20 protein-coding genes are annotated in these 19957 nt (G+C 40.9%); 10 read left to right on the forward strand and 10 right to left on the reverse strand.

Translation table 11 applies throughout. The annotated features are described in order from the left end of the window. Positions 1–45: 45 nt before the first annotated feature. Entirely contained in the window at positions 46–486 is a 441-nt protein-coding gene (locus ABWV45_RS00005; protein ID WP_353347395.1) for an SRPBCC family protein, read from the forward strand. A 421-nt stretch (positions 487–907) separates the two neighbouring features. Here ABWV45_RS00005 and ABWV45_RS00010 read toward each other — a convergent pair whose 3' ends face one another. Further along, entirely contained in the window at positions 908–1822 is a 915-nt protein-coding gene (locus tag ABWV45_RS00010) for a DUF1295 domain-containing protein (RefSeq protein WP_353347397.1), read from the reverse strand. 309 nt (positions 1823–2131) lie between these two features. Between ABWV45_RS00010 and ABWV45_RS00015 the strand changes: the two genes are divergently transcribed. After that, positions 2132–2509 carry a VOC family protein gene (locus ABWV45_RS00015; protein ID WP_353347399.1) on the forward strand — a complete coding sequence of 126 codons (378 nt, stop codon included), beginning with the start codon at positions 2132–2134 and terminating at the stop codon, positions 2507–2509. 78 nt (positions 2510–2587) lie between these two features. After that, complete coding sequence (locus ABWV45_RS00020) at positions 2588–3124, forward strand: GNAT family N-acetyltransferase (protein WP_353347401.1); 537 nt, start codon at positions 2588–2590, stop codon at positions 3122–3124. Positions 3125–3488: 364 nt separating this feature from the next. Here the strand turns inward: ABWV45_RS00020 and ABWV45_RS00025 are convergent, their stop codons facing one another. Next, a complete protein-coding gene (locus tag ABWV45_RS00025) occupies positions 3489–4628 on the reverse strand; it encodes an AraC family transcriptional regulator (protein WP_353347403.1) in 1140 nt (379 codons plus the stop codon). Between the two features lie 26 nt (positions 4629–4654). Here ABWV45_RS00025 and ABWV45_RS00030 point away from each other — a divergent pair, with 26 nt between their 5' ends. From ABWV45_RS00030 to ABWV45_RS00040, 3 genes are all read left to right on the forward strand, one after another. After that, positions 4655–6682, forward strand: a complete 2028-nt coding sequence (locus ABWV45_RS00030) for an oxidoreductase (protein WP_353347405.1) — start codon at positions 4655–4657, stop codon at positions 6680–6682. 179 nt (positions 6683–6861) lie between these two features. Continuing rightward, a complete protein-coding gene (locus ABWV45_RS00035; RefSeq protein WP_353347407.1) occupies positions 6862–7899 on the forward strand; it encodes a hypothetical protein in 1038 nt (345 codons plus the stop codon). A gap of 48 nt (positions 7900–7947) precedes the next feature. After that, entirely contained in the window at positions 7948–8823 is an 876-nt protein-coding gene (locus ABWV45_RS00040) for a 1-aminocyclopropane-1-carboxylate deaminase/D-cysteine desulfhydrase (protein WP_353347409.1), read from the forward strand. Positions 8824–8866: 43 nt separating this feature from the next. On the opposite strand, the gene ABWV45_RS00045 is transcribed toward ABWV45_RS00040, so the two are convergent. The 6 genes from ABWV45_RS00045 to ABWV45_RS00070 form a co-directional block, all read right to left on the reverse strand. Further along, positions 8867–9919 carry an AraC family transcriptional regulator gene (locus ABWV45_RS00045; RefSeq protein ID WP_353347411.1) on the reverse strand — a complete coding sequence of 351 codons (1053 nt, stop codon included), beginning with the start codon at positions 9917–9919 and terminating at the stop codon, positions 8867–8869. A gap of 410 nt (positions 9920–10329) precedes the next feature. After that, entirely contained in the window at positions 10330–11142 is an 813-nt protein-coding gene (gene murI, locus ABWV45_RS00050) for a glutamate racemase (RefSeq protein WP_353347413.1), read from the reverse strand. Positions 11143–11226: 84 nt separating this feature from the next. Further along, the gene (locus ABWV45_RS00055) at positions 11227–12798 is read right to left on the reverse strand and encodes a hypothetical protein (protein ID WP_353347415.1); all 1572 of its coding nucleotides are present in this window, start codon (positions 12796–12798) and stop codon (positions 11227–11229) included. Positions 12799–12860: 62 nt separating this feature from the next. After that, positions 12861–13331, reverse strand: coding sequence for a DUF2489 domain-containing protein (locus ABWV45_RS00060; RefSeq protein ID WP_353347417.1), 471 nt, complete (start codon positions 13329–13331; stop codon positions 12861–12863). Positions 13332–13368: 37 nt separating this feature from the next. Beyond that, entirely contained in the window at positions 13369–14985 is a 1617-nt protein-coding gene (locus ABWV45_RS00065; RefSeq protein ID WP_353347419.1) for a SulP family inorganic anion transporter, read from the reverse strand. 2 nt (positions 14986–14987) lie between these two features. Then, on the reverse strand, positions 14988–15305 hold the full coding sequence (locus ABWV45_RS00070) for an ArsR/SmtB family transcription factor (protein WP_353347421.1): 318 nt from the start codon (positions 15303–15305) through the stop codon (positions 14988–14990). A gap of 113 nt (positions 15306–15418) precedes the next feature. Between ABWV45_RS00070 and ABWV45_RS00075 the strand changes: the two genes are divergently transcribed. Both ABWV45_RS00075 and ABWV45_RS00080 read left to right on the forward strand, forming a co-directional pair. After that, entirely contained in the window at positions 15419–16273 is an 855-nt protein-coding gene (locus tag ABWV45_RS00075; protein ID WP_353347423.1) for an MBL fold metallo-hydrolase, read from the forward strand. Between the two features lie 106 nt (positions 16274–16379). Beyond that, on the forward strand, positions 16380–16814 hold the full coding sequence (locus tag ABWV45_RS00080; protein WP_353347424.1) for a DUF695 domain-containing protein: 435 nt from the start codon (positions 16380–16382) through the stop codon (positions 16812–16814). 30 nt (positions 16815–16844) lie between these two features. On the opposite strand, the gene ylqF is transcribed toward ABWV45_RS00080, so the two are convergent. Both ylqF and ABWV45_RS00090 read right to left on the reverse strand, forming a co-directional pair. Beyond that, positions 16845–17798, reverse strand: a complete 954-nt coding sequence (gene ylqF / locus ABWV45_RS00085; protein ID WP_353347425.1) for a ribosome biogenesis GTPase YlqF — start codon at positions 17796–17798, stop codon at positions 16845–16847. Between the two features lie 105 nt (positions 17799–17903). Beyond that, entirely contained in the window at positions 17904–18512 is a 609-nt protein-coding gene (locus ABWV45_RS00090; protein ID WP_353347426.1) for a hypothetical protein, read from the reverse strand. A gap of 137 nt (positions 18513–18649) precedes the next feature. On the opposite strand from ABWV45_RS00090, the gene ABWV45_RS00095 reads away from it, so the two are divergent. Continuing rightward, the gene (locus ABWV45_RS00095) at positions 18650–18961 is read left to right on the forward strand and encodes a BolA/IbaG family iron-sulfur metabolism protein (RefSeq protein WP_353347428.1); all 312 of its coding nucleotides are present in this window, start codon (positions 18650–18652) and stop codon (positions 18959–18961) included. A 99-nt stretch (positions 18962–19060) separates the two neighbouring features. Then, positions 19061–19738: an START domain-containing protein gene (locus tag ABWV45_RS00100; RefSeq protein ID WP_353347430.1), complete on the forward strand. Its 678-nt coding sequence runs from the start codon at positions 19061–19063 to the stop codon at positions 19736–19738. Positions 19739–19957 lie beyond the last annotated feature (219 nt).

Raw genomic sequence — 19957 nt, forward strand, 5'->3', positions numbered from 1 at the left:
ATCCGGTTAATTTTATCCGGTTAATTTTAATATTTTTCAAATGAAGTGGAAATCGCATGTGACCCAAAGTTAATATTTGACTATGTCACTAATTCAAATAGATGGCATGAATGGTATCCATCATCAGAGCCTTCTAATGAACAATATTTTGCAAATGAGGTGGGGCATAAATTCGAAATTGTCACGGTGCAAAAGCCAATCAGCATACTTCCATTTTTGATTAAAAAAACACTAAGTTATACTGTGTCTAAATTAGAATATGGAAAAATCTGGCAAATTCATGCTAGTTCCGATCTTATAGATTCAATAACTACTTACACGCTAACACCAATCAAAGAAGGTACTTTATTTAAGCGTGAATTTAGATATACGACGAGAGGCTGGCTAAGCATTCTTGAGCCAGTATTGTTACGTAAAAATATTATTTTTCAAGCCAGTGCTGGGCTAAATAATCTCAAAGAAATAATTGAGTCAGAAGGTGTTTGATAACGCTTTCAAAAATCGTTTCGGTCAAAAACGGCTTCTACAGCTCTGCTGATATTAACCTGACTTAACTTTATTTGATAAGGTAGATCCTTTTAAATAACTTAAATGGGTCTTAAAACCTAAACATAATAACCCAGAAAAACATGGTTTTACTCTGATGAGTTTAAAATCAAACCTGCTAATTTAAGCTATCAACTTGATATCCAAGTCAAGCAAGTTGCCGATGGCTTTGGTATCTATCTTCTGCTGCTATCAGGTGGAGAAACATAAACATTTTGTAAAAAGATTCGGGGTGTGCTCAAAAAAGGGGGTTAGGTGGTGATAATAAAAAAATATGCTCACCACCAGTGCAGTATTGAAATGAGGCTTTGATAATTTACTGAGTTCAATTAACCTCAGTAAATTATCAAAGGACGAGCGATTACTTTTTATTTGGACCAGGGAAGAAGATATTAGTGGTCTCTTGGTATGCTTTATATTCTGGGCGTTTTTTCACTGAATAATATTCAGCTGGAATGGCACCAGTGTAGTATACCAAAGTGGTATACATGCTTTTAGATGCGAACAATACACCAACGGCAAGTAAGGCCCAAACGACGATGTTTTCTTCGTTATATAATGCTATCCAAGATGGGATGGCGGCTATCACTAGGCCATTCCATACCATCCATTCTGCAAAGTAGTTTGGGTGACGGCTGTATTTCCAAAGGCCAATATTGCAGACTTTATTTTTCTCGCCTGCGGCTTTCATTTGGGCGATGAATTTATGCTTTTGCATATCGGCTATAGATTCCATGCCAAATGCGCCTAACCAAATCACTAAGCCAATGATCTCGAAGATGGATATTTCACTATTTGGGTTAGATGAAATAATCAGCGCAGGCATGGCAAGAAATGACATATTCGCAATGCCTTGTAAGATGCCTTCAATTTGCATTACAAGTTTGATATTGCTTTTTCCTGCTCTTTCCCAACGGCGCTTTTGGTATTCATAGCGAGGCAATTCTGTTTTAAGGTCTCCACGACGCCACATTTTAATGGCCTCTGTGCCCATGCGGCCACCAGCAAAGATATAGGCAACACTTACCACTGCAACACGAAGGTCTGCCCCTTCGGCAAAAATAAAGGTCAAGCAGCCAATAACGGCTAAGCCCCAAGGCCAACCAATATCCACATAGGACATACGGCCTGTGACCCAAGTAGGAATACACACAACTAATGCAAATAGGATGGTTTGAGCAATAACATTAATGATGCTTAATTCCATTAAGGTATTACTGAATAAAAGTAAGGTAAGTCCTGCTAAAAAAGGTAGCAAGGGTGAGAAATACTTCATATGAGATAGTTCTTTATTGGTTTGAATAACCGTGAATCATACCATATTGTTGTATTTTTAACGGTTATGGGTAGGGTGAAGATAATGTAAAGTTTTGGGAATCACTGTTTCAAATGAATAGAATGGGGTAATTCATAGTCGTAGTACACCACATGATTTTCTATGTGGGGCAGCTTATCAATATTTTATTGCTGGAAACTTAGTAATTAAACAGGAATAAATAGAATAAGTAGAAGCACCGGATCAGACGCTGACACTCCTTTTCCAATGAGCTAGGCGTTATATACTACACGTAGTGAGAGAATAATTATGATTGGATATATTGCATTAGGCTCAAATAATGTTGCTAAGGCAGCCGAATTTTATGAGCCACTATTTGAGATATTGGGCGCAAGACGAGTATATGATTACGATAGCTACGTAGCATGGTCTACTGATGGTGAATCGGTTATTTTTTCAATTACTTCGCCATTTAATGGTGAAGTAGCAACGTCGGGAAATGGCACTATGATTGCGTTATCAGCTGTTAGCGAGAAGCAGGTTGATTTGTTGCATGCTAAAGCCATTTCAATGGGGGCATTAAATGAAGGCGAGCCAGGGATGCGGTCTGGTGGATACTATTGTGCTTATTTTAGAGATGTTGATGGTAATAAATTAAATTTTCATGTGAAGCTAAAAATTACATAATAATCGCCACTTTGTAGCTGGATGAACTTCCTCCGATAATATGCATTTATATTTCAAAATAAACTGCCAGATTAAAATATGAACTTTAGAATTCTCGATAAAACTAATCAGCAAGAAGCAGTAGCTTTGTTTACTGAGGCATTCTCTTCATCCGAAGGGGAAGAAGAAGGAAAAATAATTGGTAATTTAGTATCTAAGCTATCCTTTAATACGAACAATAAAGAAATAATAGCTATCGGTGCGTATGACAATGAATTAATTATTGGTGCAATTTTCTTCACAAGGTTAAGCTTTCACGAACCCATCGCGGTTTATATGCTTGCTCCTGTTGCTGTTAGTACTCAGCATCAGGGAGTAGGGGCTGGACAAGCACTCATAAACTATGGGCTTAGAGAGCTAAAAAGTCGTTCTGTATCTGTGGTCATTACATATGGCGATCCTGCTTTTTATTCCAAGGTTGGATTTCAGGGTTTGTCAGAGCAAGTTATTCAAGCCCCGCTAGAACTTTCAATGCCACAAGGGTGGCAAGGACTGTCTTTAACAGATAAACCAATACCAAAAATAAATGAACGTCCTAAATGTGTTGAAGAGTTTAACGACCCTACCTTGTGGTAGTAATTAAAAAGTAATAATTAGCTTCGCCGGACACTGAACTTCCTCCAAAAATGTATGTTCGATTTTGGATCTATAGTCTTTGAATAAATAACTTGATTTTTATTTTGATGAAACAAAACTGTCATATTTGTTGTCTATTCTTTACTTGTACACAACTGTAGAGCATTGCATTTTGCAGGCCCAGTCAGTGTTGGTAATAGATGATGAGCGAATACGAAGAAGAACTTCTGGATTTTACAGATTACGAATACGAAGATGATGACTATTTTGATGATAGTTTTGAGCTTTAATTGGTAATTTAGTCCTTTCTAAACGGCGTCTGCCGAGCTGGCCACCATTCTGATTTGGCCAGACAAACACTCCCCTAAATGTTTTCTAGCTCTGTTTTGTTTTCACCTCTATGTTGTGTTCTAAATATCCCCGGAGATTGATTCGTCCAGCGTTTAAAGGCTCGCTGAAACGCGGTAGGTGAGCTGAACCCTAGTAGGTAGGCAATTTCACCAATGGCGAGGTCTGTATCTTTGATGTAGCTCTGTGCTAGGCCTTTACGGGTGTCGTTCAGTAATGTTTGATATGAGGTTTTGTTTTCTTGGAGTTTACGTCGCAGGGTCCAAGGGGGCATGCCAAGGCTGTCAGCAACTTGTTCTATGCTAGGGGTTTGGCCTTCAAGTAGCGGGCTTATTTCATCCATGACTTTTTCGCTGAGGCTTCGGTCTTTAACGGCCACTTTTAAGCGTTCTTCACAGATGTTTTGTAAGTTTAAAAAGGCATTTTTATCATGTTGTAATAATGGCCAGCTTAGTGCGCTTTTTTTGATGATGAGTGCGTTACGGCTTTGTCCAAAGTGGACTGGGCATTCAAAACAGGCTTCATAAGCTTCAGCGTAGCTAGGCTTTTCAAATTCGACTTCCACACGTTCTACTGCGTCGGTTTTACCAGTTAGCCATTGAATGACTTTGTGTTGAGCAGATAGCACTGAGTCCACTACAAATAGGTTGTATTCGTTATAAGGGCTGATGGAGTAAAAACTAGCAACGCCTTTATTTTCTTCTAGGTAAAAGCTAGATTGTCCACGGCAATTAGTACTGGATAGTCGTTCATAATGGGCGATGACGGTACAGGCGGCTTCTACATCTTTGGCTGTCATGGCTAAAAAGCCTGTGAGTCCTAAAAATGGAATTTTAACTCGTTTACCCATTTCTAGGCCTAAGTCTGGACGGCCTGTTTGTTCTATAGCGTTAAAACCTAAGCGCATGAACCGAGGGATACTGACTCGACCTTCTGGCTGCGACAGCTTGGCTTCGGATAAATTGAACTGTTTTGCCAGTTCCGTTGCATCTGTGCCTAGGTGATCTACGGTGTCTAGTAGGGCTCGAACATAGCTAACAGAAATATCGCCTAGTTTCATTTGTTCTACTTGGTAAGTTATTTGTTCAAGTGGGATATTGGCCAAGTCTAGCAAGAAAACTAATGTATAAGCCAGAAAGCGTGATGGATAAAACATAATAATTTGCTACATCGGAGAGAGATATGAGCCAATATACCCACTTGTTAGAGCCACTAGATTTAGGCTTCACTAAGGCCCGCAGCCGCGTATTAATGGGGTCTATGCATACCGGCCTTGAAGAGCGCAAAGGGGGCTGGGAGCGTCAAGCGGAGTATTTTCGTCTGCGTGCTGAAGGTGGTGTGGGTATTATTGTGACAGGTGGTATTGGCCCTAACGAAGAGGGTGTAGGTGTACAAGGTGGTGCGATTCTGGCTGATGACTCACAAGTCGCTAATCATAAAATGATAACGGATGCTGTACACACGGTAGAGGGTGCACTTATTTGTATGCAGATACTACATACAGGCCGTTATGCTTATAACAGCAAATTAGTGGCTCCTTCGGCTATTCAGGCACCGATTAATCCGTTTAAACCTAAAGAATTAGATGCACAAGGCATTGAAAAACAAATTCAAGACTTTGTTACCTGCGCCCAATTGGCACAAAAATCTGGCTATGATGGTGTGGAAATCATGGGTTCAGAAGGTTATTTCATTAACCAGTTTATAGTTCAGCGTACCAATCATCGTACCGATGAGTGGGGCGGAAGTTATGAAAATCGCATTCGTTTAGCTAAGGATATCGTGCGTCGTACCCGTGAAGCCGTAGGTGAAAAATTTATTATTATTTATCGTTTATCTATGTTGGATTTAGTAGAGCAAGGCAGTACATGGGAAGAGGTAGTTCACCTAGGTAAAGAAATTGAAAAATGTGGTGCGACGCTCATTAATACTGGTATTGGCTGGCATGAAGCCCGTGTGCCTACAATCGCTACCAGCGTACCACGAGCGGCGTTTGTGGAAGTAACTGCACGCATGAAAAAAGAATTAAGCGTGCCATTAATTACCACTAATCGTATTAACGACCCACAAGTGGCTGATAGCATTATTGCAGAAGGTCAGGCAGATATGGTCTCCATGGCGCGCCCTATGTTGGCTGATCCATTTTTTGTAACAAAAGCCGCTGCAGGCAAGGCTGATGAAATCAACACCTGTATTGGTTGTAACCAAGCTTGTTTGGATCATGTATTCAGTGGCGGTGAAGTGTCTTGTTTGGTGAATCCATACGCTTGTAATGAAACCAAGTTGATTAATCAACCATTAGTCACCAAGAAAAAAATCGCCGTGGTTGGTGCAGGCCCAGCGGGCTTGGCGGCTTCTACCACTGCGGCCGAGCGTGGCCATGATGTAACCTTATTTGACGGCGCCAGCGAAATTGGTGGACAGTTTAATATTGCTAAGCAAGTACCGGGCAAGGAAGAGTTTAACGAAACCATTCGTTACTTTGGCAAGATGATTGAAAAAACAGGGGTGAAGCTTCAGCTAAATACAAAAGTTGATGCTCAGGCGTTGATTGATCAAGACTTCGATGAGGTCATGCTGGCGACAGGCATTGTGCCACGCACCCCTGAACTTGAAGGTATTGATCACCCCAAAGTCTTGAACTACCTAGATGTTTTAAAATACAAAAAAACAGTTGGTAAACGTGTAGCTGTGATGGGCGCAGGTGGGATTGGGTTTGATGTGTCTGAATATCTTGTACACGGTAACATCACGCCGAGTCTGGATATTGAAGCATTTATGAAAGAATGGGGTGTAGATCTTACGGTTTCTACCTCTGGTGGTTTAGCAAAAGAGACACAAGTGGAAGCTCCTGCACGTGATATATATTTACTGCAACGTAAGAAATCAAAGGTAGGTGCTGGTTTAGGTAAAACCACTGGTTGGATTCATCGTACGACTCTTAAGCATAAAAATGTTCAGATGATGAATAAAGTTAATTACTTGAAGATTGATGATCAAGGTTTACACATTGAGGTCGACGGCGAAGTTATGGTGTTAGAAGTGGACAATATTGTTGTTTGCGCAGGGCAGGAGCCTCAGCGAGAACTACAACAGCCGCTTGAGGCGGCAGGTATTTCGGTTCATTTAATTGGTGGCGCTGATAAAGCCTCTGAACTGGATGCTAAGCGTGCTATTAAGCAAGGTACGGAGTTGGCGTCTGCTATCTAGTCGCCAACTGTCAGTGAATATTAGGGCGCTTATTTGAGTAAATCAGGTAAGCGTTTTTTTGTGATGTAGTTATATAAATGACTAATATTTAGCCAGTTTTTGTAATTTATGCAGGCTTTTTCACAACTTAGGCCATCTCCATAGCCTACACTTTATGCAAGATCACAAGAGTGAAAATCATGGGAAATTCAGCGTTAGATTGGGTCTACCCAGTCTCTAGCCACATTGAAATGCTTTTGGTGTTTAAAGACGACCAAGTACTTAATGTGCTCGATAAAAATCAAATGGACTTGTTTTTAGACGGTGATGAAGGGCTTAAAGAGCGTTCAGGCACGTATAAAGCTGTTTATGTACAAACCAATTTTGATTGGTTGCTGCAGTCTATTGTGTGTTTCTATGTGAACCTAGATAACGAAGGTTATATGGTCGAGCAATTTCCGCTGCCATTGCAACGTATGTGCGATACAGCAGGACCGGGGCCAGATTTTGGTGCTGGTCGAATTCGCTTGGCGTGTAAAAGCCAGTGCCCCATATCAGGTTATAAAACACAATTATGGGACCCATCTACGGTAATTTTTTCGAATATTCAGGAAGCGCTAGAGCAATCAAAAGGGGCGTTATTTCAGGCATCAACTGAGCCGCAAGATGAAGACCCTGTTACAACCATTAAGCGTACCCTACGTAACGAAGAGGCCGCCTATCGAAATCTTTCTCAGCAATTGCAACAAGAGTTAGAACAGCAAAAATTGATTAATGAACGCTTACAAAAACAAATTAATCAATTTGAAAAACGCAAAGCCACTCATGATGAAATCAGTTTACGCCAAGAAAACGAAGCCCTTTCCATGCAGGTTAGAAAACTACAATTAGTACTGGAAAAAGCTGCAAACAAAGTGCCATTAGAGCAAAATATTGAGATATCGGATTCGCAATTAATAGAAGCATTAGACCAACAAGATGTAATGAGTGTGGTATTTCATCATGGAGTGGGGCATATTAATTTAACTCCCCATAAAATACTTGATTATCTCGAAGACCCAATTGAGTACGCGGCTCATCAAGTGGGCCTTAGTAAGTATGAATATAAGGTCTGGCTGAAACATCATGACCATCCACATTGTGTGGTGTGTGATGAGAAAATAGCGTTAATTGGAAACCCTAAAATATTTGATGCGCAAATAGATGTGTATTGTGAGCGACACAAACCTCTTGAGTAACTAGCTAAATTATGCAGACTATCCCAACAAGAATTTTGGGATGGTTTTATGTCTGTTGTTATTAGTAACATCCAATCTCTGCTATTACCAAATTTATTTCCTTTTCATATCAAACTAGATGTGAAACGAGACGATCTCATTGACCCCATAATCAGTGGTAATAAGTCGTTTAAATTACGCGAATATATCAAGGACTTTCAAAAAGGCGAGTTTGAAACGCTCATGTCATTTGGCGGAGCTTATAGTAACCATTTACATGCAATGGCGTACACAGGTCAGAAACTTGGAATTAAAACCGTAGGGTTTGTGCGAGCAGAACCTCACGAGCTTCAAACCCCAACACCAACCTTACAAGACTGCTTGCAGTGGGGAATGGAATTGGTGCCCATCTCACGTAGTGAATACCGCTTAAAAAGCGAATCTAGTCAGGTGCAAGCTTATGTTGTTAATTACGACAAACCTTATTGGGTGCCCGAAGGTGGCTCTGGGGAATTAGGTGTAAAAGGGGCTGAGCATATATTAAGTGGTGTTGATCAATCGCAATATGATTATGTTGTAGCTGCTTGCGGTACGGGCACTACGTTGGCCGGTTTAATTCGTGCAAGCGAGGCTCATGTGCAGGTTATAGGAATACCTGTACTAAAAGGGGCTAACTGGATGGAAAAAGAAGTTGCACATTATTTACTAAAAAATATGACAAATTGGTCGTTAAAATTGGATTATCATTTCTCCGGTTATGGTAAGTGGAATTCAGAATTAACCGATTTTATAGAGTTTGTTTTTCAAGAAACCGCTTTACCGTTAGAGCCGGTATATACGGGAAAAGCATTTTATGGGTTATTGGATTTAATTCAAAAAGGTGAAATTAGAAAAAACAGTAGGGTTTTATTTATTCATACAGGTGGTTTGCAAGGGGTAAGATAGTCATTTCCTGTGAGGGAGTTGGGCTCCCTCACAGAATATAGACTTATGCTACTTCACTATCGCTTTCACTTTCAGGTTCAGCTTGATGAATGCGATTGTTACGGTATTGTGCAGGGCTCATACCCACATACTTGATAAAAATGCGATCAAGGGTACGGCGGCCAGAGAAACCAATCTTCATGGCGATTTGCTCAATACTTTGTTTGTTGTCCATCAATAAACTCTTAGCTTCTTCTATGCGAGAGTGAGTCAGAATTGATTTCAGTGACGTTCCTTCTTGCTGTAGGTGGCGGTTCAAGGTACGAGAGCTAATGTGAAATAGCTCTGCTACTTCCTTTTGAGTGGCACTGAATTCAATACGATTTTGTACAATTGCTTGGCGAATACGATCGCTCAACAATGCACGGTTATTGATTTTCTCTGCCAGGTTTTTCACTTCAGTTTTGATTATATTCATAATATGAGGGTTTGCTTGATGAAGTTGCTTGTCAAGCCAGAAAGCAGGGAATACTGCTGATACTTCCTGACAGTTAAACTGGACTGGAGTATGTAACCATCTTTCATAAGACGTTTTGTAGCTAGGCGCTGAAAACGGCAAGTAAAGTTGGCTGAGCTTGAATTCACGACCGCAAACCTGTCTTAACCAGTTGCATGTGATGGACAGCACTAAATCGAAACGGATTCGTTGCTGTTCATGTAGTGCTTGGCTAATTGGAAACGAAAATTTGACACTTCCATCCCCTTGACGACTGAAAGTTGGCGGCGCTTCATCACTAAAAAGGACGTAGTAACGGTTTAAATATAAGAGTGCTTCACCTAAGGTGGTACAACATAAAAGCAAGTGCTGCAATAAATTGTAGGAACGTGCTTCTAAACTTGCGCCAGCGCTTAACCCCAAGTCGCTCTTGCCGCTCACACTTACCAGTCCTTGATAAAGTGCGTCAACCTGAGTGACAGGAATGCGGTTATCAGGGTCCAGCAAAAGATCAGGCTTAATGCCCGCCTCTAATACAGCTGGAGCCGTGTCAAACCCTAACGATTTAACGTGGCTGATAACTGGGTTAATAAGTGATACAGATATGCAGTCGGATGTCACCGTACTGATCCTTTTTTGCTTGTTATTTTTATTTTTCAGTTAGGATTTTTATCCTAATAATTTAATTGCACATAATGTGCCATTATTTGTGTTTTAGCAAAAATGGCAGATAGTGCCTAGGTTTTTTGAATAAATAACGACTATGGAGATCAATTATTAATATTCATGCTGTTACTCATTGTAACTTCGAGTAACAAGTTTTGAGTAGATATCACTCTAACTTAATTATTAACCTCTTGGCCAGCAAATACGGTTACCAATTTTATTAGGGGAAGTGATCTCATTTAGAATGATATGGAATAATTGGCGGGAAATGATTCCTACCCGTATGTCTTAAAGATAACCTCGTATCCGTATCAAGCATTCATGGTTAGGAGTGATAGGGTTCTCTGTGTTTTAAATCCAGTAGATTAATTAGCAGGTGCAGATTTTTCTGATGTAAATGAATATTTTTGCTGGATTGAATTAAACCCTAAACCTTTTAAGTGAAGTGTTAGGTCGAGACTGATTGCTGCTGTTGAGTAAAATGTTTTTAACGGCTTATTGGTCTGTGATACTGGGGTTGAGAAGCGGGATAAAAGACTATGGCAACGGTGAGCGATGGCGTTTGAAGAATCTATCCATGCAACGTCAGGTGCGATAATTTCAAGTTCAGGTTTTAAAAGTGGAAAGTGAGTACAGCCCAGTACAACGTGTTTGCATTTTTCATCTAAGAGAGGCTGTATGATTTTTTTTAGTGATATTAGGTCAACGGCGATTCCGGATAACTTCTGTTCGGCCATCGTCACAAGTTCGCTGCTGGCTTGTTTAATAACTTGATGACTCGACGCGAAGTCGTTTATGAGCCGATGAATATATTCACCGTTAATGGTGGCTTTGGTGGCCAGAACGCCGATGGGTGTGTCGTGCGCCATGGTAGCGGCTGTTTTAATTGCAGGGACCACGCCAATAATAGGAGTGCTTAGTTTTGCTCTTAATGCTTTAAGAGAGAGAGTGCTTGCTGTATTACAGGCAATGACAATGCAGTCTGGCGCATGTGTTGTTACCAACGAGGAGGAAAGATCAACTATGCGTTGTTTTACCCACTGGGCCTGCTTTTCGCCGTATGGTGCGTATTGATGATCGGCTAAATAAACAATACGGGCATTAGGAAGCTGTGCTGTTATGGCCGCTAAAATGCTAAGGCCGCCTACGCCTGAGTCAATAAGTGCAATAGTGTGCAATGTGAAAACCTAAAAAAATAAAGCCCGAAAATTATACGGGCTTTACGAAATTACTTAAGTGATTATTTTATTGTTCACGGATGATTAAGGCTCAGTTATTGAAGAGGCTGGGGTTGCGGGTGCAATGTCAGGCTCGTCTGTTACAGGTATTTCTTCAACCTGTGGTTTTTCGATCTCCTGAGATTCGATGTTTTTTTCTGTTTGTTCTACTTTATTTGGTTCAGCTACTTCGGTTTCTTGTGTTGCTTGAAGTTCAGGAGCCTGCACTTGTGTTTCGACTGCTTCAACTTCAGTGGTGCTTGCTTCTTGGGTGGTTGTTGGTGCAGCAACTTCTATTTCAGCTTCTGGCTTGATCTTGTCTATAGCTGCTTCAGTTGTGGCTTGTGTTTCATCCTTTAACGCTTGTTCAGCTAATACTTGTGCGGGGGACACTTCAAGTTGGGTGTCTTGTGCTGTGGTGTCAATTGAATCTAGGGCAGATTGAGATTTTTCAGTGTTAAGTTCTGCGTCTGAAAGGGTGTCCGTTAATTCTGTTTGAGCCGCTTCGGCTGCTATTTCAGAGGGGTTAGTTGAGACTGTTGTGGCTTCGGTTTCTGCTGGTACTGCTTGAGTGAGTTCAAGTTCAGCGGTTTTAGTGGTTAATTGTGCTTTTAAGCTAGCGATTGTTTGTTCTAGCTTGCTTTTTTCTGTGGCCCAGTTTGGGTTGTTTAAATTGGTTTGGGCTTGTTTATTTAGTGTTTCAACTTTTTGAGCAAGGGCAATGGATTGGTTTCTAAGGGGGAGGTGTACCACGCTGTCTTGATTTAAGGCAGAGGTAATGCGATCAAGTAGGGATTCGATGAACAATATGTGTTGTTCAGCGGTTTTAGGGTTTAGCTTAATCAGTGGCTTAGCGGCTTTAGCAATGTTTGTAGCATGTTGTGCGTTTCGGACTGCAGATTTTGAAGCAAGTCCCACAGCTTCACGGTCCTTATATTGAGTTTCTATCAGAAGCTCTAGTTTCTCTACTTCTTTCTCGGCAGTCTCAAAGGTTTTGGCGGCGTAATCGTCTGCGTCCACATCTTCTGCTTTTTCTAGTGCTTGTTCAGCGGGAATCAAAAAGGATATTTTAAGGGTGGCTATTTCAAGTTCGGTAGCATCTTTTAGAAAACCGATTTGATCTTGTGTCGCATCATTGGTTTTGCCATCTTCTATCAAGCTGATTAATTCGTTTCTATCGTTTTCTAAGTCTTTGAAATCGTCAGCTAAAAGAGCATGTGCGTTGATCGCTTTTAGCATGTCCAAGGCTTCAAAGCTTGCACTTAATTGTTGTTCTACTACTGGTTTGAGGGCTAAACCTCGCTCAAATAGTACTTTTGCGGTTAGGCAATGGGCGATGATTTCTTGATCAGGTTCTTGTTGTTTGAAGGCTGATTCAGCTTTAGCCATTTCATCTTCGGCTTGTTTCATGTGTTTTGGGCTGTACAGATATAAATCTGCTTGCTGAGCTTGAATTTGTAATGCTCTAGATTCATCTAAAATTCCTTGAACATTTTGCTCGCCACTTTCAACTAAGTTAATAGCGGCTTGTTCAATGAGTGAGGTGTCTTTGATGGCTGATGAAGAACAGGCCGTTAATAACGAAATGGAGCAGATACCGATTAGGAGTTTGTTCATCCTGGAAACCTTAAATATGTGATCTAATAATCATTCTAACAAAGCGTACTTAGATAAAAAGATTAATTTGGTGTGAGTATGTCGAAGCGATATTCAAGCAAAACCTTCGCTTCGTTTAAAACCTGTTCTCGGTTTTGTTCTTCAAGGGCGTATCGTTGGTTATCTAGTTTAAATTTTTCTTTTCTGGTTAGGGCTTTATAGGCTTCGTGAGTGGGCATGTGAGCGGTTTGGCTGAAATGCGCTCTAATGGTCGAAAATTGATGTTTATGCTGTAGTTCGTCATCGAGACGGTCCATTAGAACCGCTAGGCGCATACAGCCTTCGGTAATTTCGCATTGCTTTTGAACCATAGCGTTGGCGATGAATCTAAGGTCACTGACCAGTTCATCGCGGTGTTTTTGCCAAGCTTGACGGTTATTTTCAATTTGCTGGGCTTGTTGTGCTTGAACTTTACGTAGTTTGATCACGTAATAGGCAGCTGTTGCTGCTAGGCCTAATAGAATTAAAATGCCGATTATTATCAGATATAACATGAAATCACCTTTGGAAAATCAGGTGCATTATACCTGTTTAGGGTTGAGGTGCATCTGTGCTTTGAGATAGAGCTTCAAATGCTTGATGGGTGCTTAGGAAAACAGTGCCGGGTTTGATTTTATCGATGAATCCGCGCTTTTCTAGCTCATCCATGATGGGGCCTTTAACCTCGGCCAGATGAAGCAGTTTGTTTTGCTCGAGCAAGTTGTCGTGCCATATTTGTAGTAACTCGATTCCATCACTGTCTAGGACGTTTACAGCGGAGCATACTATCAGTAGATTTTGAGCATTTGGGAACTGTTTAATTGCTCTTTCGATGAAATCATCAATGGCATCTCTATTGGCAAAATGTAGGCCCTCATCAATACGAATAGCCAGTAAGTTGTCTAGGGTTTCAACTTGGTGGCGTTTTATATTGCGAAAGTGAGCGGTACCGGGTATGCGCCCAATGATCGCAATATGAGGTTGAGCGGCGCTGCGAATTAAAAAGAAAATCGATACCGCGACACCGGCTAAAATTCCGCTTTCAACCCCTTCAAAAAGAACAATCACAAAGGTGACTAACCAGATGCTGTTTTCTTTCGGTTGCACTCGCCAATGTTTAAAAACAGGTGAGAAATCCAATAATGTCCATACGGCTAAGGTGACAATAGCACCTAATGCCGCCATGGGAATGTATTGAATCAGGTAGCTTGCCAGTAACAAAAAGCAGACCACATACAGGGCTGTGAATACACCAGCTAATGGACTGGTTGCCCCAGCATCGTCATTGACCATGGTGCGACCAAAGCCACCTGCAACTGGGTAGGCATTGGAGAATGCAGCAGCAAAATTAGCCAGCGAAAGCCCCATAAGTTCTTTGTTTGCGTAAACTCGTTCTTTACGCTTATGAGCTAGGTTCTTAGCAACAGAGGTGCTTTCTATAAAGCCAATAATGGCGATTAATGCAGCATTGGGCAGCAATTCATTAAATAGCGACCATGGGAGTTGCCACGTTAATTGAAACCCCTGTAGTTCTTGTGTCATGTTGACAGTATTAAGGGTTATAGATGATTGGGTGGTGATTAGCACTCCTATGCCCACTAATAATAAAGGGGCCGCTTTGGTAATTACTGGAAGCTTGAATATTTTGAGTATCACTAAGAATATCAATGCGAAGCCAGAAAAAATCGCGGTAGGTAGATCAATTGCAAAGTCTTGTAAGTCCCTTGTCCCTAATATGTGGGGGACCTGTTTAGAAATAATTAAGACGGCGGCGGCGGTGGTAAAGCCCTGAACAACAGGATGACCAATAAAATGGACCAGATTGCCAAGGTTTAATATACGCAGGGTAGCAAGGCAGAGGGCCACTTGTAATGATAGAAGTTGTGCTGCTTGAATGAGCATTTCTTGTGGGACGTTCTGTAAAGCATCGCCCACCATTAAACTGATAATGGCTACAGGGCCAACTGCTAAAGCATGGCTTTTACCTAAGAACGCATAAGCAATTAAAGGTAGGATACAACTGGCTAACGCAACAGAAGGGGGGAGGCCTGCAAGTAACCCATATCCAATGGCTTGTGGGATAATTAAAATGGCAACAATTAGCCCAGCGACGGCATCATCTTTTAATTGCCAATGAGTGCTTCGCCATGGGAAAAGCCAGTTAGGCATAATTAGCTCTCAGTGGGTGCACAATAGATGGTTTGTAGTACCTCTATTACTTCTTTTGCTTTGGTCCCCTGTAGAGAATAAAAAATGGTTTGAGCATCGCGGCGGGTGTTAACTAAGTTTTCTCGACGTAACCAAGCAAGATGCTGACTGAGTGCTGACTGGCTTAAGTCTAAGCGTTCGTTAAGCTGACTTACATTCATTTCACCTTGTGCAAGGGAGCATAGAATCATGAGTCGATTTTCGTTAGCAAGCGCTTTTAGTAATTGAGAGGCATCTCTGGCATGAGATTTCATTTCTTCAGCGACGGGGAATGTATCCATGGCTTCCTCGAATATATAAGTATCCTTTGCTAAATTTAACATAGATTTCAATGAAAGCTAAATTAGATTTTGCTAATATAGTGGTAAAATTAGTCTTATTAACTGGGAGTCACATGAAAATAGAGAGTTTTTACCATCAAGACACCCAAACATTTTGTCATCTTTTGTACGATGAGGTGTCACAAAAGGCTGCTATTATTGACCCTGTTTTGGACTATAAAGCCAATTCTGGAAAAATAGGTCATGAGTTTTCAGATACAGTTATAGAGCGTGTTAAGACACTTAATCTGACACTTCACTATATTTTAGAGACTCATGTGCACGCTGATCACTTAAGCGCAGCTCAGTACATTAAGCAATTGATAGGAGGGCAGGTGTATATTGGCTCTCAGGTGTCTAAGGTACAGCAACACTTTGATGACGTATTCAATTTAAATAGCCTGCAAGAATCTCTTTTTGATCACTTAATAGAGCCTAATAATAGCCTGATGTTGGGGGACATTGTGATTACAGCTATCTCGACACCTGGGCATACACCCGCATGTATGAGTTATGTTGTTACAAGGCCCAATGACGTTACCCATGTATTTGTCGGTGATACTTTATTTATGCCTGACATAGGTACTGCTCGTTGCGACTTTCCTGGGGGAGATGCTCATTCTTTGTATCAGTCTGTTCAGACGTTATATGCTTTAGGGGACGAAACCCTATTACATATGTGCCACGATTACCCGCCAGAGCAAAGAGGTGTTCGTTCAGTGGTGACGGTGAAAGAGCAAAGAGAATCAAATATTCATTGTGCAGATGGCATTACAGAAGCGCAATTTATCAAAATTAGGCAGGGTCGCGATTTAGGGTTAGATGCACCTAGATTGATTCTGCCAAGTTTACAGGTGAATATTCGAGCTGGCTTTTTACCTGAAGCAGATGAAAAAGGCCGTCGGTTTTTAAAAATACCTCTTAGGTAACCCAATAATCGTTAGAAATAAATAGCCATAAAAACAGCTTCCCTTGTGCACTTTTAATATATTCTGCTAATTTTATAGTAACCAAAAATAAAAGTAGGGAAGGCGGATGGCATTTTCTAATCGATGGGTGCTGGCGGATGGTACTTTGAATGACGAACCCATTACCATTCGATACCGTGATGAACTTGAAAGCGAACAAGCTAATGGGGCTTATGCTCAGTGCGTGCAAATTTCTTGGACGGCTGCAGAGGTTGATGAAGAAACCGGATATCCCAGCGAAAACGAATTATTAAAAATTGATGGGTTTAATCAAAAACTCATGGCTGCAATTGAGCCAAATGAACAAGCATTAGTAGTAATGGTAATTATGTGTCAAGGCATAAACCAATGGATTTTGTACTGTAAAGATACCTCTCAATTACAATCAGACCTCAATACCATTCCTACAGATACTGGCCTGTACCCGATTGAAATTGTTGCAGAGGAAGATACTCAATGGACAATTTTTACACAGTTAAGGGATGCCATTAAAACACAATAAAAAAGCCCGAAAGGGCTTTTTATTGTTTAGTTATTGGGCGCCGTCTTGATTGGGTTGTGGTGCTCGTTTGCCTTTATTTTTAGCCAGTTTCTTGGCTTCGGCTTCCTCGGCTTTGCGTTGTGCTTCAAGTGCTAACGCTTCTTCTTCGGCTAGCATCATTGGTGGTGTTTCATAAGTGATTTTACCCAGCTTACTAGAACGCAGTTCATGAATCAGTAATTCTGCTGCTTTGTGCATATCAACTATACCACCGGCGCGTAAACAGCCACGCTTGCGGCCAATTGCATCAATAAGCTGTTCACCTGTCTCGGGTAGGTCGGACAATTTATAACGCTCTTTAATCGTATTTGGGTACAATTCGAGCATCATTTTTCCGGTAAATTCTGCCACTTCAAAATAATCCAGTGCCGTATCTCTTACGGCTCCGCTGGCGGCTAGACGAAAGCCACTGCTGATGTTGTGAATTTTAGGCCATAAAATCCCAGGGGTATCAGACAGTACAATTCCGTCATTGATTTTGATTTGTTGGGGATGGCGAGTTAAAGCTGGTAAGTTGCCCGCTTTAGCGACTGTCCTGCCAGCTAATGTATTAATAAGCGTGGATTTACCAACATTAGGTATGCCTACAATCATTGTGCGGATAGCTTGCTTTTTTTCTTGTCGATCAGGCAGCATGTTTAGGCAAAATTGGGTGATGGCTTTTACTTGTTTCTTATCTAACCCCGTTAATGCCATAGCTTTAGTGTTTGGTTGATTATTGAAAAAATCTAACCACTCTTGAGTGCGTGCAGGGTCGGCTAGGTCGGCCTTGTTTAATAGCTTTAAACAAGGTTTGCCAGAGCGTAGCTCAGGGATTAGTGGATTTTCACTAGAATAAGGTAAACGTGCATCAAGTACTTCTATGACTAAATCAATTTGCGGCATCATCTCCGTGATTTGCTTGCGTGCTCGGTGCATGTGACCGGGAAACCACTGAATCGCCATGATGAATCCTATACTTATCGCTGAAAGACGGGCATTTTACGGGGTTATAGTATTAGGGGGAAGGAAAAACAAACATGCCCCTGAATCGGGGCATGTGAGGGGGAGTTAAGCAAAAATCGAGTTATTGCTTGGTGTTTCTTCTTCGGTATCACTTCCTGCGTTGTCAGATGCAAACGGAGCATCATCAGTTTGCGGTTGCTCTTCAAGTGCTTCTTCTTGAGATTCTACAGTTTCATTTGCGGTTGTCTGTTCTTGAGTCGCTTCTTGCTCTGGTTTATTTTGGGCTTCTAGTTCGGCTAAAATTTTCTGAGCTAGCTCATCTTGTTGCTTTTGTTGCTCTTTTTCAGCTTTGCGTTCATCTTTAAGGCATTGTTTGTCTTGAGCAACCCAATTAATGCCATTCTCTTCAAGAGAGGGCAGTCCTTGTTCTTCAGCGATTTCGGCCGCGATGCTGTTGGCAAGTTCATCAGCGTCCTTGGCCAACATCTTTCGTTCAACAGGCTCTAAGGCGCTAAACATGTCAATAATGGCTTGGCTTAGCGCCTCACGAACTAGCTGAGACTTGTCCTTATTAAAACGCTTGGAGATAGTGTTAATCATAGCCATATCGGCGCTGCTGACGCTGACATCAATGGGAGTAAAGGTGGATTCTTGAGCTAAACGCTCTTGTTCTTCTTGGTAGAATTGTTCGATTAAAGATTGCGCATTACTCATGATGTCACCTTCTGCTAAAAGTAGCGTAATTTATACATGCCTGATTTAAGTGAGTCAACGTGAATCTGTATATCCATACATGGTTTTTATTTTACTAGGGCCGTATAATTCATCACGTTATTTAAAGGGTAAAAAACATGACAATCCAGCAAAATATTGAGCAAAAATTAAACAGTGAGTTTGAGCCTGTTTTTTTACAAGTAGAAAATGAAAGCCACATGCATAACGTACCTAAAGATTCTGAAAGCCACTTTAAAGTGGTTTTGGTAACGACTAAATTTTCTGGTTTAAATAAAGTTAAACAACATCAAGCAGTATATAAGGTATTAACTGAAGAGCTGTCAGGTGAAGTACATGCTTTGGCCTTGCACACGTATGACCCAAAAGCATGGGCTGATTCTCAAGGTGCGCCTTCATCTCCAAATTGTATGGGCGGTACTGGCAAGTAAGGGTTTCATCAATAGTACCAGGGTATTCGAAATGTTCTTATTTGCAACGTAGGCTGATTATATTGGTAAGTCTTTCACTGTAAATAAGGGGGATAAAGAATGAAATACTTCACGCTAGTAATTTGCTCCATAGGTCTAATGTTTAGCCATTATTTAATGGCAAAGGATACGCAGTGGGTATTGGAGGCCAGCGATGAGGATAAAAATATACAAATATATACTCGTGCAGTTGCTGGCTCTGACTTAAAAGAGTTTAAAGGTGTCACATTAGTTAAAACAGATATTAATGCTTTGGTTGCTCTATTGATGGATGAAGCAGAGGTAACTAAATGGATGCACAACATTGCAAAATTTGAAATTAAGGAAAACATAAGTGATGTAGAGAGTATTGTATATACCATCACTGAAACCCCGTGGCCAGTAGCCAATCGTGACTCTTATGTGCGTTCAGTATTATCTGTTGATGCGCAAGGTGTGGTGACTTTAACTATTAAAGCAGAGCCTACTTTCGGCCCTATAGATGATAAGTATGTTCGGATATCAAGCTTAGGTGGTAGTTGGAAATTCACACCTAAGGTTGATGGTCTAGTAGAAGTGATTTATCAAATGCATGCAAACCCTGGAGGCTCTTTACCTAATTGGCTGGTGAATTCGATTGTGGTTGAGACACCACTTGAAACATTATCTAATTTACATGTGCAAGTTAAGCAAGAGAAATATCAAAATCAAACCTTTGTATTTATTCAAGATACAAAAATCTCTAAAACTTCAAATTAAATATTACATTGCACCTTAGTGGTGCGAACACTGAGATTGCGTACCAATAAGGGACGCACTTTCTGGTTTTAAAGTGCCAAATTCAATCAAAATCACTGAATATTTTAGGTGGGTACAAGTGTGCTGCTTTTGAGTGCGTATTTGGTCTAGTTATTGCTGTTAAATAAATGAAATATTTAATCGCTATGCTATTTCAAATTTATAAGCACTGCTTTACGT

The organism is Oceaniserpentilla sp. 4NH20-0058, assembly GCF_040371755.1.
Classification (GTDB): domain Bacteria; phylum Pseudomonadota; class Gammaproteobacteria; order Pseudomonadales; family Oceanobacteraceae; genus Bermanella.

What these genes read in the sequence shown, in the direction of transcription:
- ABWV45_RS00010 (WP_353347397.1), bottom strand. Translation starts at nt 1,822, where the DNA reads ATGAAGTATTTCTCACCCTTGCTACCTTTTTTAGCAGGACTTACCTTA.
- ABWV45_RS00015 (WP_353347399.1), top strand. Translation starts at nt 2,132, where the DNA reads ATGATTGGATATATTGCATTAGGCTCAAATAATGTTGCTAAGGCAGCC.
- ABWV45_RS00020 (WP_353347401.1), top strand. Translation starts at nt 2,588, where the DNA reads ATGAACTTTAGAATTCTCGATAAAACTAATCAGCAAGAAGCAGTAGCT.
- ABWV45_RS00025 (WP_353347403.1), bottom strand. Translation starts at nt 4,628, where the DNA reads ATGTTTTATCCATCACGCTTTCTGGCTTATACATTAGTTTTCTTGCTA.
- ABWV45_RS00030 (WP_353347405.1), top strand. Translation starts at nt 4,655, where the DNA reads ATGAGCCAATATACCCACTTGTTAGAGCCACTAGATTTAGGCTTCACT.
- ABWV45_RS00035 (WP_353347407.1), top strand. Translation starts at nt 6,862, where the DNA reads ATGGGAAATTCAGCGTTAGATTGGGTCTACCCAGTCTCTAGCCACATT.
- ABWV45_RS00040 (WP_353347409.1), top strand. Translation starts at nt 7,948, where the DNA reads ATGTCTGTTGTTATTAGTAACATCCAATCTCTGCTATTACCAAATTTA.
- ABWV45_RS00055 (WP_353347415.1), bottom strand. Translation starts at nt 12,798, where the DNA reads ATGAACAAACTCCTAATCGGTATCTGCTCCATTTCGTTATTAACGGCC.
- ABWV45_RS00060 (WP_353347417.1), bottom strand. Translation starts at nt 13,331, where the DNA reads ATGTTATATCTGATAATAATCGGCATTTTAATTCTATTAGGCCTAGCA.
- ABWV45_RS00065 (WP_353347419.1), bottom strand. Translation starts at nt 14,985, where the DNA reads ATGCCTAACTGGCTTTTCCCATGGCGAAGCACTCATTGGCAATTAAAA.
- ABWV45_RS00070 (WP_353347421.1), bottom strand. Translation starts at nt 15,305, where the DNA reads ATGGATACATTCCCCGTCGCTGAAGAAATGAAATCTCATGCCAGAGAT.
- ABWV45_RS00075 (WP_353347423.1), top strand. Translation starts at nt 15,419, where the DNA reads ATGAAAATAGAGAGTTTTTACCATCAAGACACCCAAACATTTTGTCAT.
- ABWV45_RS00080 (WP_353347424.1), top strand. Translation starts at nt 16,380, where the DNA reads ATGGCATTTTCTAATCGATGGGTGCTGGCGGATGGTACTTTGAATGAC.
- ylqF (WP_353347425.1), bottom strand. Translation starts at nt 17,798, where the DNA reads ATGGCGATTCAGTGGTTTCCCGGTCACATGCACCGAGCACGCAAGCAA.
- ABWV45_RS00090 (WP_353347426.1), bottom strand. Translation starts at nt 18,512, where the DNA reads ATGAGTAATGCGCAATCTTTAATCGAACAATTCTACCAAGAAGAACAA.
- ABWV45_RS00095 (WP_353347428.1), top strand. Translation starts at nt 18,650, where the DNA reads ATGACAATCCAGCAAAATATTGAGCAAAAATTAAACAGTGAGTTTGAG.
- ABWV45_RS00100 (WP_353347430.1), top strand. Translation starts at nt 19,061, where the DNA reads ATGAAATACTTCACGCTAGTAATTTGCTCCATAGGTCTAATGTTTAGC.